This is a genomic window from Kordiimonas sediminis (assembly GCF_014656395.1).
GTDB lineage: Bacteria > Pseudomonadota > Alphaproteobacteria > Sphingomonadales > Kordiimonadaceae > Kordiimonas_A > Kordiimonas_A sediminis.
The window spans coordinates 1,000,848-1,014,610 of the sequence record NZ_BNCI01000002.1 but is presented as its reverse complement, the minus strand read 5'-3'; the positions used below and the strand labels follow the sequence as shown (position 1 = coordinate 1,014,610).

Below are 13,763 nucleotides of genomic sequence, written 5' to 3'. Positions count from 1 at the left end.
GCCAGTCGATATACACCGATATAGGCAATACCGGGGTAGGGTATAACTCTAACGCTTTCTGGCGGGCTTTAATCTTGCAGAGGCGGTTTATTGCGGGTAAAACGGGGCCAATATTTCAAGCTATACTCACAAAAAGAGGAATTCCTTTCATGAGCGCTATTATTGATATCATTGGTCGTGAAATTCTGGATAGTCGCGGCAATCCAACAGTTGAAGTTGACGTGGTTCTGGAATGCGGCGGTTTTGGACGTGCTGCTGTTCCAAGTGGTGCATCAACAGGTGCACACGAAGCTGTTGAACTCCGCGATGGTGGTGGACGCTATCGTGGAAAAGGCGTCTTGAATGCTGTTGAGGCAGTGAACGGTGAATTGTTTGATGCGCTTGTAGGTCTTGATAGTGAAGAGCAGCTTTCTATCGACCAGATCATGCGTGACCTGGACGGAACTGATAACAAGAGCCGTTTGGGCGCGAATGCTATTCTTGGTATCTCGCTTGCGATTGCACGTGCGAGTGCGGATAGTCTTGTTGTTCCTCTGTACCGTTATGTTGGCGGCACAAGCGCGCATATCCTTCCTGTACCCATGATGAACATCATCAATGGTGGTGAGCATGCTGATAATCCAATTGATATTCAGGAATTCATGATTATGCCAGTGAATGCTGAATCATGTTCTGACGCAATTCGGATTGGTGCAGAGATTTTCCATGAGTTGAAATCCAATCTGCACGCAGCAGGTCATAATACAGCCGTCGGAGATGAGGGTGGCTTTGCGCCAAATCTGAACGGTACGGTCGATGCCCTTGACTTCATTATGAAATCAATTGATAGCGCAGGCTATAAGCCGGGTGAGGATATTTATCTCGCTCTCGATGCGGCATCCACTGAATTCTATAAAGATGGTAAATACGTCCTGTCTGGCGAAGGCAAGACACTCGATAGCGCCGGTCTTGTGGATTATTATGCTGACCTGGTTAGCAAGTATCCAATTTACTCCATCGAAGACGGTATGGCCGAAGATGATTGGGATGGCTGGAAGCTGTTGACGGACAAGATCGGCGATAAAGTCCAGCTTGTTGGTGATGATTTGTTCGTAACAAATCCTGCCCGCCTTGCTGAGGGTATCACAGCTGGTGTTGCAAATTCTATCCTTGTTAAGGTCAATCAGATTGGCACGCTTTCGGAAACAATTCAGGCCGTTGAAATGGCGCACCGCGCTGGCTTTACGTCCGTTATGTCACACCGTTCCGGTGAAACAGAAGACAGCACCATTGCAGATCTTGCAGTCGCCCTGAATTGTGGTCAGATCAAAACTGGCTCTCTGGCGCGCTCAGACCGGTTGGCAAAGTATAACCAATTGATTCGTATTGAAGAAATGCTTGGCGCATCTGCACTTTATGCAGGAACATCGATCCTTAAGGGATAAAATTGCATTGGGGGGTATCTCTCTGTCTTAGGAGAGAAAATAGATAATATTCTCCCCGCCTAAAGGGCGGGGAGAATAATGCTCGAAAAATATCAGCACGATAACTATTTAACTTGCATCCCCGAGTCGATTATGAAATGATTCGAATCATGATGAGTCGCGATAACATATCCACTTTTTTCCTAAACACGGGTTTGGCTGTGTTGTGGGTGCTTGTTATTGTCTATATTGCTTTCCATGCTTTTCAGGGTAGTAGTGGTCTGGGCGAGTTGAAGCGCCTGGAACGTCGTATCGTTGAGGTGCAAGGTGTCGCAATGGACGTGGAGCATGAGCGCCATGTGATTGAGCGCCGTCTTGATGCTCTCTCTGAAGACTCAATTGATCCTGATATGCTTGAAGAAAAGGTGCGTGAGAAATTGGGCTTTGTGCACCCTGATGAATTGGTTCTATTTGTAGACGCTTCTGGCATTAACTAAAAACAAGTTAATTCAAAAAAACGTAATATTTACAGTAAGATAACATCTATTGTCTTTTGCTAAAATTCCGTGTATTTATGGGGCTGAGTTCAAGTTAATGGAACCCATCGGTTCCGGTAATCTGGAAGGCAGTTCATGACATCCAAGAAATCAGGCGGCAAGGCACAGCCTTCGCGTCGCCGTAATTCCAAACCAGCTTTATATGATGCCACTGACGCCGAATTGAAAGAATTCTACGAGCAGATGCTTTTGATTCGTCGTTTTGAAGAAAAGTCCGGTCAGATGTACGGGATGGGTTTGATTGGTGGATTTTGTCACTTGTATATTGGACAGGAAGCTGTGGCTGTTGGTGTGCAGTCTGCGCTTAAGGACGGTGATAAGGTTATCACAAGCTACCGAGCGCATGGACACATGTTGGTCGCGGGGTCAACTGCGAAATCTGTACTTGCTGAACTAACTGGTCGTATTGGTGGTTGCTCAAAAGGCAAAGGCGGGTCCATGCATATGTTTGATCCGAAAAATGGTTTCTACGGAGGTCACGGGATTGTCGGAGCGCAGGTGTCCCTGGGTACAGGTCTTGGTTTTGCTAACAAGTACCGCAAGACGGATAATGTGTCTGTAACATACTTCGGTGATGGTGCGGCTAACCAGGGTCAGGTTTACGAGAGCTTTAACATGGCTGAACTGTGGAAGTTGCCGGTTATCTTCATTATCGAGAATAACCAGTATGCCATGGGTACCTCTGTTCTGCGTTCAAGCTCTGAAGTCGAGCTTTATAAACGTGGTGAAAGCTTCAAAATTCCAGGTGAACAGGTAGACGGAATGAATGTATTGGCAGTTCGTGCAGCCATGGACAAGGCCGTGGAACATTGCCGGTCTGGCAAGGGGCCATACATTTTAGAGATGAAAACATACAGATATCGCGGCCACTCTATGTCTGATCCAGCCAAATACCGCACGAAAGAAGAAGTACAGAAAATGAAATCTGAGCGGGACTGTATCGACCAGATTAAAGAACTGATTCTGGATCGTGGTTTCATGTCTGAAGATGATTTGAAAGCAATCGACAAGGCGGTCAAGGCAGAAGTGGCAGAAGCTGCTACCTTTGCTCAGGAGAGCCCAGAACCACCGATGAGCGAACTTTATACAGACGTGCTGGCGTAGGAGTATCAATTCATGACTATCGAAATTACAATGCCAGCTCTGTCGCCTACGATGGAAAAAGGCACTCTCGCAAAATGGCTGGTTAAAGAAGGCGATACCATCGAATCCGGCGATGTCATTGCAGAGATTGAAACAGACAAAGCGACTATGGAAGTCGAGGCCGTTGATGAAGGAACTTTGGCGAAAATTCTGGTTGAAGAAGGCACAGACGATGTGCCGGTCGGCGAGGTTATTGCGATCGTAGCAGAAGAAGGCGAAGACGTATCAGCTGCTGCAAATGCATCATCATCTGTTTCAGAAGCACCTAAGCCAGAGCCAGAAGCTGAGACAGCTGAAACTGAAGTGTCTGGCTCACAAGTGCCTGCGGCAACACCAGTGGCATCTGACCCGGAAGTGCCAGAAGGTACCGAAATGGTAAAGCTGACTGTACGCGAAGCTCTCCGCGATGCGATGGCAGAAGAAATGCGCAAAGACGCTGATGTTTTTGTCATGGGTGAAGAAGTTGCTGAATATCAGGGTGCTTACAAAGTTACTCAGGGCTTGCTTGATGAATTCGGTAGTGAGCGTGTAATTGATACCCCAATCACGGAACATGGATTTGCTGGCCTCGGTGCGGGTGCTGCAATGGCAGGGTTGAAGCCTGTTGTTGAGTTTATGACCTTCAATTTTGCCATGCAGGCCATTGATCACATCATCAACTCTGCTGCGAAAACGCGGTATATGTCGGGCGGTCTTGTGGAATGTCCTATCGTGTTCCGCGGCCCGAACGGTGCTGCGTCACGCGTGGGTGCACAGCACAGCCAGAATTACAGTGCATGGTATGCAAGTGTTCCTGGCTTGATTGTGATTGCACCTTATGATGCTGCGGACAGTAAAGGCCTTCTGAAGGCAGCTATTCAGGACCCGAACCCTGTGGTGTTCCTAGAGAATGAGCTGATGTACGGCGAGAGCTTTGAAGTGCCGGACCTGCCAGATCATACTTTGCCTATCGGCAAGGCCCGCATTTACCGCGAAGGCAGCGATGTTACATTGGTATCATATTCCATCACGGTTGGTGAGTGTGTGAAAGCCGCAGCCGAACTTGAAAAAGAGGGTATTAGTGTCGAGATCATCGATCTTAGAACAATTCGCCCGCTTGATATGGAAACTGTGGTTGAAAGTGTGAAGAAAACCAATCGCTGCGTTGTGGCAGAAGAGGGCTGGCCGCAGTGCTCAGTCGCATCTGATGTGTCAGCGCGTTTGATGGAAGAAGCATTTGACTGGCTAGACGCCCCTGTAACGCGTGTGAACAGCGTGGATGTGCCACAGCCATATGCAAACAACCTTGAAAAGGCAGTTGTTGTGTCGTCAGCGCGAATTGTCGAAGCGATCAAAGCCGTTTGTTACGTGAAGTAAAAGTGGGTTCCTGCCATGCGTCGTAGAAAATCTAAACGATTACTGCGAAGAAAGGCTGTAGGAACTGCTTATTGAGCTGCATCGATAATAGCGGACTGGAGAGGAAAGCCCCCACCCACAATGCGTAGATTTGCGCGTCATGAAGGGCTGATTTACGGTGCGATTGTATTGATAATGATAGGGATGATTGTTGTAGCGTTGACAATGCCAAACAAACATACCTGAGACTTAAATTTTGGACTGAGAACTTCTTACCAAATGTAGGGATAGAATATGGCTATTGAAATTTTTATGCCGGCGTTATCGCCAACAATGGAAAAAGGCACGCTTGCCAAATGGTTGGTTAAAGAGGGTGATGAAGTTTCCTCAGGTGATGTAATTGCGGAAATCGAAACCGACAAGGCAACGATGGAAGTGGAAAGCATCGACGATGGGACAGTGGCGAAAATTCTTGTCGGCGAAGGTACTGATGACGTGCCGGTTGGTAAGATCATTGCCATTCTTGCTGAGGACGGTGAAGATGTAGCAGATATTGCTGTGCCTGCGGAAGATGGTGCTAATACTCCTGAACCGGCACCTAAGGAAAGCAAGTCAGAGCCAAAAGCCGAAACAGCAGAGGCACCAGCACCGGCTGCGGCAAAGCCTGCCCCTTCGGCATCGTCTGCTGATGGACGTATCAAGGCTTCTCCTCTTGCCAAACGCATTGCTGAGCAGGCAGGACTGGATATCGGATCGATTAGTGGCAGTGGACCGCACGGTCGTATCATTAAACGCGACGTTGAAGCAGCCATGAGCAGCTCGGCATCCGGTAAAAAAGACACAGCCGCAGAAGAGACAGCACCACCAGCGCCGTCACAGGTAGCAGTCCCAACATATGGGCCGCATGACGATATTCCGTTCACTGAGCAGAAGCTGTCAAATATGCGCAAAACCATTGCCAAGCGTTTGACAGAATCTAAAACAACTGTTCCGCATTTCTATCTAACCATTGAATGCGAACTGGATAAGTTACTTGCCCTACGCAAGGAGCTTAATGCGCGCGCAGAAGGTGACGGCATCAAGGTCTCTGTAAATGACTTTATCATACGTGCATCTGCACTTGCCCTGAAAAAGGTACCAGCGGCGAACGTTCAGTATGCTGGCGATAAAATGTACTGGTACGAGCGCGCAGATATTTCAGTGGCCGTTGCGATTGAAGGTGGACTGGTAACGCCTGTTGTACGGGGTGCCTGCGGTAAAGGCCTAGGTCAGATCGCCTCCGATATGAAGGACTTGGCGGGACGTGCCCGTGACGGAAAACTAATGCCGGAAGATTATGCCGGCGGTACTTTCTCTATCTCTAACCTTGGGATGTTCGGTATCAAAGAGTTTGGCGCTGTAATTAACCCACCGCAAGGGGCGATCCTGGCAGTGGGTGCAGGTGAGCAGCGCGCCGTGATAAAGGATGGAGCTGTTGCGGCTGCGACCGTGATGAGCTGTACCCTGTCGTGTGATCACCGCGCGATTGACGGTGCAGTTGGGGCAGAGTTCCTTGCTGCCTTTAAAGCCTATATCGAAGACCCTATCACAATGTTGCTGTAAAGGGCAGATTAATGAAACCCGTAAAGTTGCAACAAAAGCTGGCAAGCTTTTCAGAGCAGTGGACGCCTAAGCTGATAGCGGACATGGATGATTATCATATCAAACTTGCCAAAATCGAAGGTGATTTTGTTTTCCATGCCCATGATAAGGAGGACGAGCTTTTTTATGTGCTTAAGGGTCGTTTTCGGATGGACTACAGAGATAGTAGCGAATGGGTTGAGGAGGGCGATTTAATCGTCGTGCCAAAGGGTGTTGAACACAAACCCTTCGCAGAAGAGGAATGCAGTGTGCTGCTGATAGAGAAAGCCAGCACCGACCATACAGGTGGTGTCGATGACCCCAGACATGTCGATACACCCGAAAGGATTTAGAAGATGGCTGAAACGTATGATCTTGTAGTAATCGGTGGCGGACCAGGCGGATATGTTGCTGCTATACGCGGTGCACAGCTTGGCATGAAGGTGGCATGTGTCGAGCGGGAGCATCTGGGCGGTATCTGCCTGAACTGGGGATGTATCCCAACTAAGGCTTTACTCAGGTCTGCTGAGGTGCTGCATCTTGCTAAAAATGCTAAAGATTTCGGCCTTAAGATTCCAACGGTTGACTTTGATCTTGATGCCATTGTTAAGCGTAGCCGTGGTGTTGCTGGCCAATTGTCTGGCGGTATTGGGCATTTGCTTAAAAAAAATAAGGTCACGCACATTGCGGGCGAAGCTACCATTACCGGAAAAGGAAAAATTTCAGTCAAACAAACTGATGGTAAAACGGTAGAGGTCGCTGCCAAGGACGTCATTATTGCAACTGGCGCTCGTGCCCGTGAATTGCCGCACCTGAAGGCAGACGGCAAACATATTTGGACATACAAGCACGCTTTGCAGCCGGACTGTGTACCAGGCAAGCTTCTGGTGATCGGGTCCGGGGCCATCGGGATTGAGTTTGCCAGTTTCTTTAATGACCTTGGTTCAAATGTAACAGTTGTTGAAATGATGGACCGCGTGTTGCCCGTCGAAGATGCAGAAATTTCTGATTTTGCAGCAAAAGCCTTTAAAAAGCAGGGGCTGACGCTGAAGACAAAATCCTCGGTGACGGAACTGAAAGTCACAGGCGGGAAAGTCGTTGCCACGATTGACGAAAATGGCAAGAAAACTTCAGATAGCTTTGACCGCGTTATCCTTGCGATTGGCATAACGGGTAATATTGAGAATATTGGCTTGGAGAGCGTTGGCATAAAAACGGACCGCGGCCATATCGTGACGGATGAGTGGGGCTTTACAGGCGTTGCTGGCTTTCACGCCATTGGGGACGTTGCCGGTGCACCTTGGCTTGCACATAAGGCATCTCATGAAGGTGTGATAGCAGTAGAGAAAATCAAGGGGCTTAAAGGTCTGCATCCTATGGATAAAGGCAACATTCCAGGGTGTACCTATTGCCGTCCGCAGGTGGCTTCCGTCGGCATGACAGAAGAAAAAGCCAAAGCTGCAGGGCACAAGGTCAAGGTGGGACGATTCCCGTTTGTTGGTAATGGTAAAGCAATTGCCCTAGGTGAACCGGAAGGTCTTGTTAAGACCATTTTTGATGAAAAGACCGGGGAACTGCTCGGTGCTCATATGGTCGGTGCCGAGGTTACAGAGATGATCCAGGGGTATGTCGTTGGACGCACGCTGGAAACTACAGAAGCGGAATTGATGCACACGGTATTCCCGCATCCGACATTGTCTGAAATGATGCACGAAAGCGTTTTGGACGCATACGGACGGGCTATTCATTTCTAAAGTTGTAGTATCAGTATGGTGCAGGGGGTATGTCTAGACATGCGCCCTGTCTTCGTGGTAAAGCCGCGACAAGTTTTCTGATCAGTGTTTGCGGCGGATTGCCCAAGAGTTGGACTGAATAATGACAGATACAAAAGAATATTTGCGTAAGCCCAAGTGGATTCGGGTGAAAGCGCCGACCTCCAAGGAATACAACGAAACGCGCAAATTGATGCGTGGTAAGAATTTGTTCACCGTATGTGAAGAAGCAGCATGTCCAAACATTGGTGAATGTTGGAAGAACAAACATGCGACCTTTATGATCCTTGGTGATACATGCACCCGTGCTTGTGCTTTCTGTAATGTAAAAACTGGTCGCCCTTTGAATGTTGATCCACACGAGCCGCAAAACACCGCTGATGCTGTGGCGAGCATGGGGTTAAGCCATGTGGTTATTACCAGCGTAGACCGGGATGATCTGGATGATGGCGGTGCGGATCAGTTTATCAAGGTGATCAAGGCCATTCGGGAAACCAGTCCCTCGACCACCATTGAAATTCTAACACCTGACTTCCGAAACAAGCCTGGCGCGATTGAGGCTGTTGCCGAAGCGAAGCCAGACGTCTTCAACCATAATCTGGAGACCGTGCCGCGACTGTATCCGAAGATACGTCCCGGTGCACGCTACTATCACTCTCTCAGACTGCTCGAGACTGTAAAAAAAGTTGATCCGAGTATTTTTACCAAGTCAGGTATTATGGTGGGGCTGGGAGAAGAGCGCATGGAAATTAGCCAAATCATGGATGACATGCGTATGGCTGATATTGATTTCATGACAATCGGACAATATCTGCAGCCAACCCCGCGCCATGCAAAATTGGTTCGCTATGTGACGCCGGACGAATTTAAGTCGTATGAGCGTATGGCAAAAGGCAAGGGCTTCCTTTTGGTGTCCAGTACGCCTCTTACGCGGTCTAGTTATCATGCCGGTGCAGACTTTGAAAAACTTCGGGCAGCACGTGAGCAAAAGTTGGCTGCACTGAAGGCGGCCGAATAGGAGTATACTGTGCCGCAGTACAGTGAACAGCGAACGCTTCCTTTTTCAGCGGAACAGCTTTTTGATCTTGTCTCTGATGTGCGGGAGTATCCCAAGTTCCTGCCGTGGTGTGAGGGTGCCCGTATCTATAACCAAAAAGAAGGTCAGTTTGATGCTGACCTGATAATTGGCTTTAAGATGTTTAAGGAGCGATTTACATCCCGCGTGACAACCGATAAGCCGACCAAGGTATATGTCGATTATATCCGCGGGCCGATGAAAGAGTTATATAATCATTGGCATTTCATCCCACAGCCAGACGGAAGCTGTGTCATAGATTTTGACGTGCGGTTTCAATTCAAAAGCGCACTGCTGGACAAGCTGATCGGTACAGTGTTTGCCGAAGCCACGCAGAAGATGATAGGTGCGTTTGAGAAACGTGCCTACGAACTGTACGGGGACCCTGTGGTCTAAGAAGCCTTAGTCAATTAAGGTTATAAATGTTTCCAAAGCCGTTATGACGGTTTGTTTGCGAATTAGGGATCTTGAATGTTCTCCGAATTGCTTTTTAAAAGCAATCGGTGGTTCGCCCTGTTTGCAGGCGCCAAACCAAACTGTGCCGACGGGTTTATCTATACTGCCGCCACCCGGACCTGCAACGCCGGTGACTGCCACGCTGACATCTGCTAAGGAATTCGAGATAGCACCATATGCCATTTCCTTGGCAACTGCTTCCGACACTGCACCAAAACGGTCGATACTGACGGCGGATACACCCAGCATCTGCTGCTTTGCTGCATTGGAATAGGTTATGAAACCTCGGTCAACCACATCAGATGATCCTGCAATTTCCGTTAGGCTTCCAATGATCAGCCCACCGGTGCAGGACTCCGCTGTGGTAACCATCAGGCCATGCTGGCGGGCTTTGTCCAGCACAGTGCTGGAAAGGTCGATAATCTCTTGCTCAAACATGAAACTAGTGAGCCAGAATTCACAGCAACTTGCAAGTGTGATCCGCTTAGTCAAATAACAAAAGTTACGATAGTAAAATGAAAAATTTTTGAGTAGGCTCTATCGTCTTATTTCAATAATTGAGTAATGGGGGCTATTTGTATGAAAGCATCAATGATTGCAATAACTGTTGCATTGGCAATGACTTCTACAGTGTCATTTGCTGATGCTTCTGCTGATGAAGCAAAGGTCGAGAAAAGCGACCACATAACTGCTGACTTGCTAGTGGCTATGAAACGCCCGAGCGATGTTCAGGTTAGTCCGGATGGAAATTGGGTTGCCTATGTAGTTCGTCGTAATGATATGGACAAAGACGAAGGCAAGTCACAAATCTGGATGAGCTCTACCGACGGTAAACACCATATTCCGCTGACAGCAGCATATGCTAATGCTTCCAGCCCACGATGGAACCCAGACGGCAGTTCAATTGCCTTCATTGGAACACGTGGTGAGGGTGAAGATCTGAAATCACAAGTCTGGCTTTTGGATAGAAGAGGCGGCGAAGCCCAGCAGCATACAGATGTTAAACAGGGCGTCTCTGGTTTTACTTGGTCACCTGATGGATCTCGTATGTTACTTGCGATTAAAGATCCTAAGCCAGAAGACAAGGAAGAAGAAGGCAAAGATAAAGATACAAAGGCCAAAAAGGCAAAAGGTAAAGATTCGCCAGAGCCATATGTGATTGACCGCCTGCAGTTTAAGCAGGACTATGTTGGCTATCTGGACAGACTTCGTACGCATCTCTATTTGTTCGATGGAGAAGGTAAGCCTGAGCAAATAACGTCTGGAGATTATGACGACTCTGATCCAGTCTGGAGCCCTGATGGGACACAGATTGCTTTTTATTCCAAACGTGATGGTGATCCGGATGCCAATAATAATGGTGATATTTGGGTTGTCTCTGCAGACAAGGGCCTTAAAGATCGTCCACTTACTCAGGTAACCAAAAACAAGGGCAACGATCATTCCCCTGTGTGGTCTCCAGACGGCAAAATGATCGCTTATGTTACCTCTACAGAACCTGAAAAGCTTTGGTATGATGCTGATATGCTAGCTGTTTCCAGTGCTGACGGCAGTGGTGATGCCCGTATTTTAACGGCCGAGCTTGACCGCATTGTCTACCAGCCAGAGTTTTCAGAGAACGGCAAAGACATTTACTTCCTGATGGAGGATGGCGGTGCTGCACCGCTGATGAGCGTAAATGTCAAATCAGGAAAAATAAAATCCCACAGCAGTGCCGAACACACTCTTTGGGGGTATGATATTGGCGCAAAGGGTACGATTGCTACAATTCAGTCTTCACATCATGTTCCAGGCAATATTCATATCATTGAAAAAGGTAAGACAAAGCAGATTACAGCGCTGAATAAAGAGCTGTTAGACGGTGTGAAACTTGCCAAAGTGGAACGCTTGAAAGTGCCTGGCTGGAACGGAGAAATGGTGGAAAGTTTCGTATACTATCCAGCTGACTATGATGCATCCAAGCCGTACCCGACCATCTTTCATTTACATGGTGGACCAACTGCGCAGCATGATACCTCCTTTGATAGCTGGGGGCAGTTTTATGCGGCACAGGGATATATCACCGTTATGCCTAATCCGCACGGCTCTACGGGGTACGGCGAAGCCTTCACATATTCCCTGAACGCTAATTGGGGTGTGCCGGACACTGCGGATGTTGAAGCTATTGCAGACCATTTGGTCGAAGCCGGCATTAGTGACGGCGACAAGCTTGGTGTAGGTGGCTGGTCTTATGGCGGCATATTAACCAACTATGTGATTACTAACACAGAACGTTTCGCTGGTGCGGTGTCAGGTGCGAGTGAGGTAAATCTCCGTGCAAACTATGGCCATGACCATTATCAGCACTTCTGGGAAGTAGAACTGGGACTTCCGTGGGAGAATGTTGAGGCATGGGAACGCATCAATATGTTCAATGACCTGGGGAAGGTCACGACACCAACCCTGGTTATTGGCGGCCAACTTGATTGGAACGTGCCCATTCAGAACTCTGAACAGATGTATCAGGTTCTAAAGCGTCGCGGCATAGATACGCAACTGGTTGTCTATCCTGGAGAGCATCACGGTATTAGTCGCCCAAGTTTTCAGAAAGATGTGTTTCTTCGTTATCAGGATTGGTTTGATAAATATGTCAGAAAAATCAAAGACAAAAACGAAAAACTTAAAGTCGAATAAGGCTTATATCAGTTGAAAGAAAAACATGGCATACAGGATGAATGCAGCCTGTATGCCAGCTACTATATCATCCACCATAACACCGAACCCGCCTTGCACTTGGCTGTCGAGCCAGGAAATTGGCCAGGGTTTTACTATATCAAACAGCCGAAACAGGATGAATGCGAGTGCGAAAGCAATCCAACTGGGGGCAAACATCAAGATGGGTAGAACGGCTATCCACTGGCCTGCGATTTCATCAATAACAATCTCGGGTGCATCGTGAATACCGGACAACTTCTCTACTTTATCAATTGCAACGCTACCTAGGATGCTGACGATCAGTATCGCAATACCTAGACCGAACAGCGTTATGCCGTTTTTAATGAACAGGACGGCAAGCAGCAGTCCTGCGAAGGAACCCCATGTCCCTGGAGCCGGACGAAATAGCCCAGATCCAAGACCCACAGATATCCAGTATGAGATGCTACTGCGACGGTTTTTCCAAGTGTGCAGGCTTTGCTTTGACATGAGGTTTCCTTTGTTACTTGACCTTATGGCAGGCGAACGGTGACAGTAGCAGAAGCGGCGATACCTTCTTTTCGACCTGTGAAGCCGAGCTTTTCTGTGGTTGTTGCTTGTATGCTGACTCGGTTTACAGGGATTTCAAGGGCTTCGGCGATAAAGGTCTGCATTTGTTCTCTATAAGGTCCAATTTTCGGACTTTCACAAATAATAGTAATTGCAACATGTGCGATACAGCCTGACTGTTGCGCGATCAGCTCTTTTGCGTGCAGTAGGAAGGTAATAGACGGTTCCCCTTTCCAGCGTGGCTCAATAGGGGGGAAGTGGCTCCCGATATCACCATCAGCGATAGATGACAGAAGTGCGTCAGTTAGGGCATGCAGGGCAACATCCGCATCGGAATGACCTTTCAAAGCGTGGGTATGGGGCACCTTAACTCCGCACAGGGTTACCATGGTGCCAGCCTCAAAACGGTGGACGTCATAGCCACTACCAATTCGAATGTCATTGAGTGATGTCATCATGTCACGCTCTGCTTTTTTAAAGTCGTCTTGTGTGGTGATTTTATAATTGTTCTGACTGCCCTCGCATATATGCATAACATGTCCTGCAGCCTCCATAACTGCGGCATCATCGGTAAAGTCCATATGCGGTGCACTCTGGTGCGCCTCTTTTAATAGTGTTGCCGGGAACGCCTGGGGTGTTTGTACGGCATATAAATGAGTTCTATCAATGGTTTGTTGGATTGTGCCTTCTTCAACAGACTTCAGGGTGTCAGTAATTTTGACTGCGGGAATAACGCCGCTCACTCCTTTAAGGAGTGTCTGTAAAATATTGCTGGTCAGAGTTGATGGTATGAAGGGACGCGCAGCATCGTGTATAAATATATATTCACTATTTATATCAGTTAGTTCTAGTCCATTCTTAACGCTTTCCTGACGCGTATTGCCACCAAATACGCAGCTGTAAGGTGGCATGCCTTTTGTTGATTGATCAAATAAGGTCTGATCGTCTGGGTGTATTACGCAAATAATTTGCTGGAAGTGTCCCGTCTTTTCAATTGCCTCAAGAGTATGTCTGATAAGAGCTTTGCCAGCAATGTGTCGATATTGCTTTGGGATGCCAGCACCTGCGCGGCTTCCGCGTCCAGCAGCAACAACAATTATTGTGTTTTGGGGTATCTTTGACTGGCTTTCCATCTTTTTCTCTGGCATAAGGTGCCTAA

The 13,763-nt window shown here is 48.0% G+C and carries 13 protein-coding genes; 10 read left to right on the top strand and 3 right to left on the bottom strand.

What is annotated here, in order from left to right:
* The first annotated feature begins 149 nt into the window (after nt 1-149).
* From eno to IE181_RS12180, 9 genes are all read left to right on the top strand, one after another.
* Nucleotides 150-1,424, top strand: a complete 1,275-nt coding sequence (gene eno / locus IE181_RS12220; protein ID WP_191253349.1) for a phosphopyruvate hydratase — start codon at nt 150-152, stop codon at nt 1,422-1,424.
* A 149-nt stretch (nt 1,425-1,573) separates the two neighbouring features.
* The gene (locus IE181_RS12215; protein ID WP_191253347.1) at nt 1,574-1,900 is read left to right on the top strand and encodes an FtsB family cell division protein; all 327 of its coding nucleotides are present in this window, start codon (nt 1,574-1,576) and stop codon (nt 1,898-1,900) included.
* A 135-nt stretch (nt 1,901-2,035) separates the two neighbouring features.
* Nucleotides 2,036-3,064, top strand: a complete 1,029-nt coding sequence (pdhA, locus tag IE181_RS12210; protein ID WP_191253345.1) for a pyruvate dehydrogenase (acetyl-transferring) E1 component subunit alpha — start codon at nt 2,036-2,038, stop codon at nt 3,062-3,064.
* A gap of 12 nt (nt 3,065-3,076) precedes the next feature.
* Nucleotides 3,077-4,459 (top strand): pyruvate dehydrogenase complex E1 component subunit beta, encoded by a 1,383-nt coding sequence (locus tag IE181_RS12205; protein WP_191253343.1) that lies wholly within the window; start codon nt 3,077-3,079, stop codon nt 4,457-4,459.
* Nucleotides 4,460-4,732: 273 nt separating this feature from the next.
* Nucleotides 4,733-6,040 (top strand): pyruvate dehydrogenase complex dihydrolipoamide acetyltransferase, encoded by a 1,308-nt coding sequence (locus tag IE181_RS12200; protein ID WP_191253341.1) that lies wholly within the window; start codon nt 4,733-4,735, stop codon nt 6,038-6,040.
* 11 nt (nt 6,041-6,051) lie between these two features.
* Nucleotides 6,052-6,411 carry a cupin domain-containing protein gene (locus IE181_RS12195; RefSeq protein ID WP_191253339.1) on the top strand — a complete coding sequence of 120 codons (360 nt, stop codon included), beginning with the start codon at nt 6,052-6,054 and terminating at the stop codon, nt 6,409-6,411.
* A 3-nt stretch (nt 6,412-6,414) separates the two neighbouring features.
* Complete coding sequence (gene lpdA / locus IE181_RS12190) at nt 6,415-7,812, top strand: dihydrolipoyl dehydrogenase (protein ID WP_191253336.1); 1,398 nt, start codon at nt 6,415-6,417, stop codon at nt 7,810-7,812.
* 121 nt (nt 7,813-7,933) lie between these two features.
* Complete coding sequence (lipA, locus tag IE181_RS12185; RefSeq protein WP_191253334.1) at nt 7,934-8,848, top strand: lipoyl synthase; 915 nt, start codon at nt 7,934-7,936, stop codon at nt 8,846-8,848.
* A 9-nt stretch (nt 8,849-8,857) separates the two neighbouring features.
* Nucleotides 8,858-9,301, top strand: a complete 444-nt coding sequence (locus IE181_RS12180; protein ID WP_191253332.1) for a type II toxin-antitoxin system RatA family toxin — start codon at nt 8,858-8,860, stop codon at nt 9,299-9,301.
* Between the two features lie 6 nt (nt 9,302-9,307).
* On the opposite strand, the gene IE181_RS12175 is transcribed toward IE181_RS12180, so the two are convergent.
* Entirely contained in the window at nt 9,308-9,799 is a 492-nt protein-coding gene (locus tag IE181_RS12175) for a CinA family protein (RefSeq protein WP_191253330.1), read from the bottom strand.
* Between the two features lie 141 nt (nt 9,800-9,940).
* On the opposite strand from IE181_RS12175, the gene IE181_RS12170 reads away from it, so the two are divergent.
* Nucleotides 9,941-12,034 (top strand): S9 family peptidase, encoded by a 2,094-nt coding sequence (locus IE181_RS12170; RefSeq protein WP_229819410.1) that lies wholly within the window; start codon nt 9,941-9,943, stop codon nt 12,032-12,034.
* Nucleotides 12,035-12,037: 3 nt separating this feature from the next.
* On the opposite strand, the gene IE181_RS12165 is transcribed toward IE181_RS12170, so the two are convergent.
* Nucleotides 12,038-12,544 (bottom strand): phosphatidylglycerophosphatase A family protein, encoded by a 507-nt coding sequence (locus IE181_RS12165; RefSeq protein ID WP_191253327.1) that lies wholly within the window; start codon nt 12,542-12,544, stop codon nt 12,038-12,040.
* Between the two features lie 23 nt (nt 12,545-12,567).
* A complete protein-coding gene (locus tag IE181_RS12160; protein WP_191253325.1) occupies nt 12,568-13,752 on the bottom strand; it encodes a bifunctional 2-C-methyl-D-erythritol 4-phosphate cytidylyltransferase/2-C-methyl-D-erythritol 2,4-cyclodiphosphate synthase in 1,185 nt (394 codons plus the stop codon).
* Nucleotides 13,753-13,763: the final 11 nt, after the last annotated feature.

Excerpts from the sequence above, each read along its gene's own strand:
- eno (WP_191253349.1), top strand. The coding sequence starts at position 150 with ATGAGCGCTATTATTGATATCATTGGTCGTGAAATTCTGGATAGTCGC.
- IE181_RS12215 (WP_191253347.1), top strand. The coding sequence starts at position 1,574 with ATGATGAGTCGCGATAACATATCCACTTTTTTCCTAAACACGGGTTTG.
- pdhA (WP_191253345.1), top strand. The coding sequence starts at position 2,036 with ATGACATCCAAGAAATCAGGCGGCAAGGCACAGCCTTCGCGTCGCCGT.
- IE181_RS12205 (WP_191253343.1), top strand. The coding sequence starts at position 3,077 with ATGACTATCGAAATTACAATGCCAGCTCTGTCGCCTACGATGGAAAAA.
- IE181_RS12200 (WP_191253341.1), top strand. The coding sequence starts at position 4,733 with ATGGCTATTGAAATTTTTATGCCGGCGTTATCGCCAACAATGGAAAAA.
- IE181_RS12195 (WP_191253339.1), top strand. The coding sequence starts at position 6,052 with ATGAAACCCGTAAAGTTGCAACAAAAGCTGGCAAGCTTTTCAGAGCAG.
- lpdA (WP_191253336.1), top strand. The coding sequence starts at position 6,415 with ATGGCTGAAACGTATGATCTTGTAGTAATCGGTGGCGGACCAGGCGGA.
- lipA (WP_191253334.1), top strand. The coding sequence starts at position 7,934 with ATGACAGATACAAAAGAATATTTGCGTAAGCCCAAGTGGATTCGGGTG.
- IE181_RS12175 (WP_191253330.1), bottom strand. The coding sequence starts at position 9,799 with ATGTTTGAGCAAGAGATTATCGACCTTTCCAGCACTGTGCTGGACAAA.
- IE181_RS12170 (WP_229819410.1), top strand. The coding sequence starts at position 9,941 with ATGAAAGCATCAATGATTGCAATAACTGTTGCATTGGCAATGACTTCT.
- IE181_RS12165 (WP_191253327.1), bottom strand. The coding sequence starts at position 12,544 with ATGTCAAAGCAAAGCCTGCACACTTGGAAAAACCGTCGCAGTAGCATC.
- IE181_RS12160 (WP_191253325.1), bottom strand. The coding sequence starts at position 13,752 with ATGCCAGAGAAAAAGATGGAAAGCCAGTCAAAGATACCCCAAAACACA.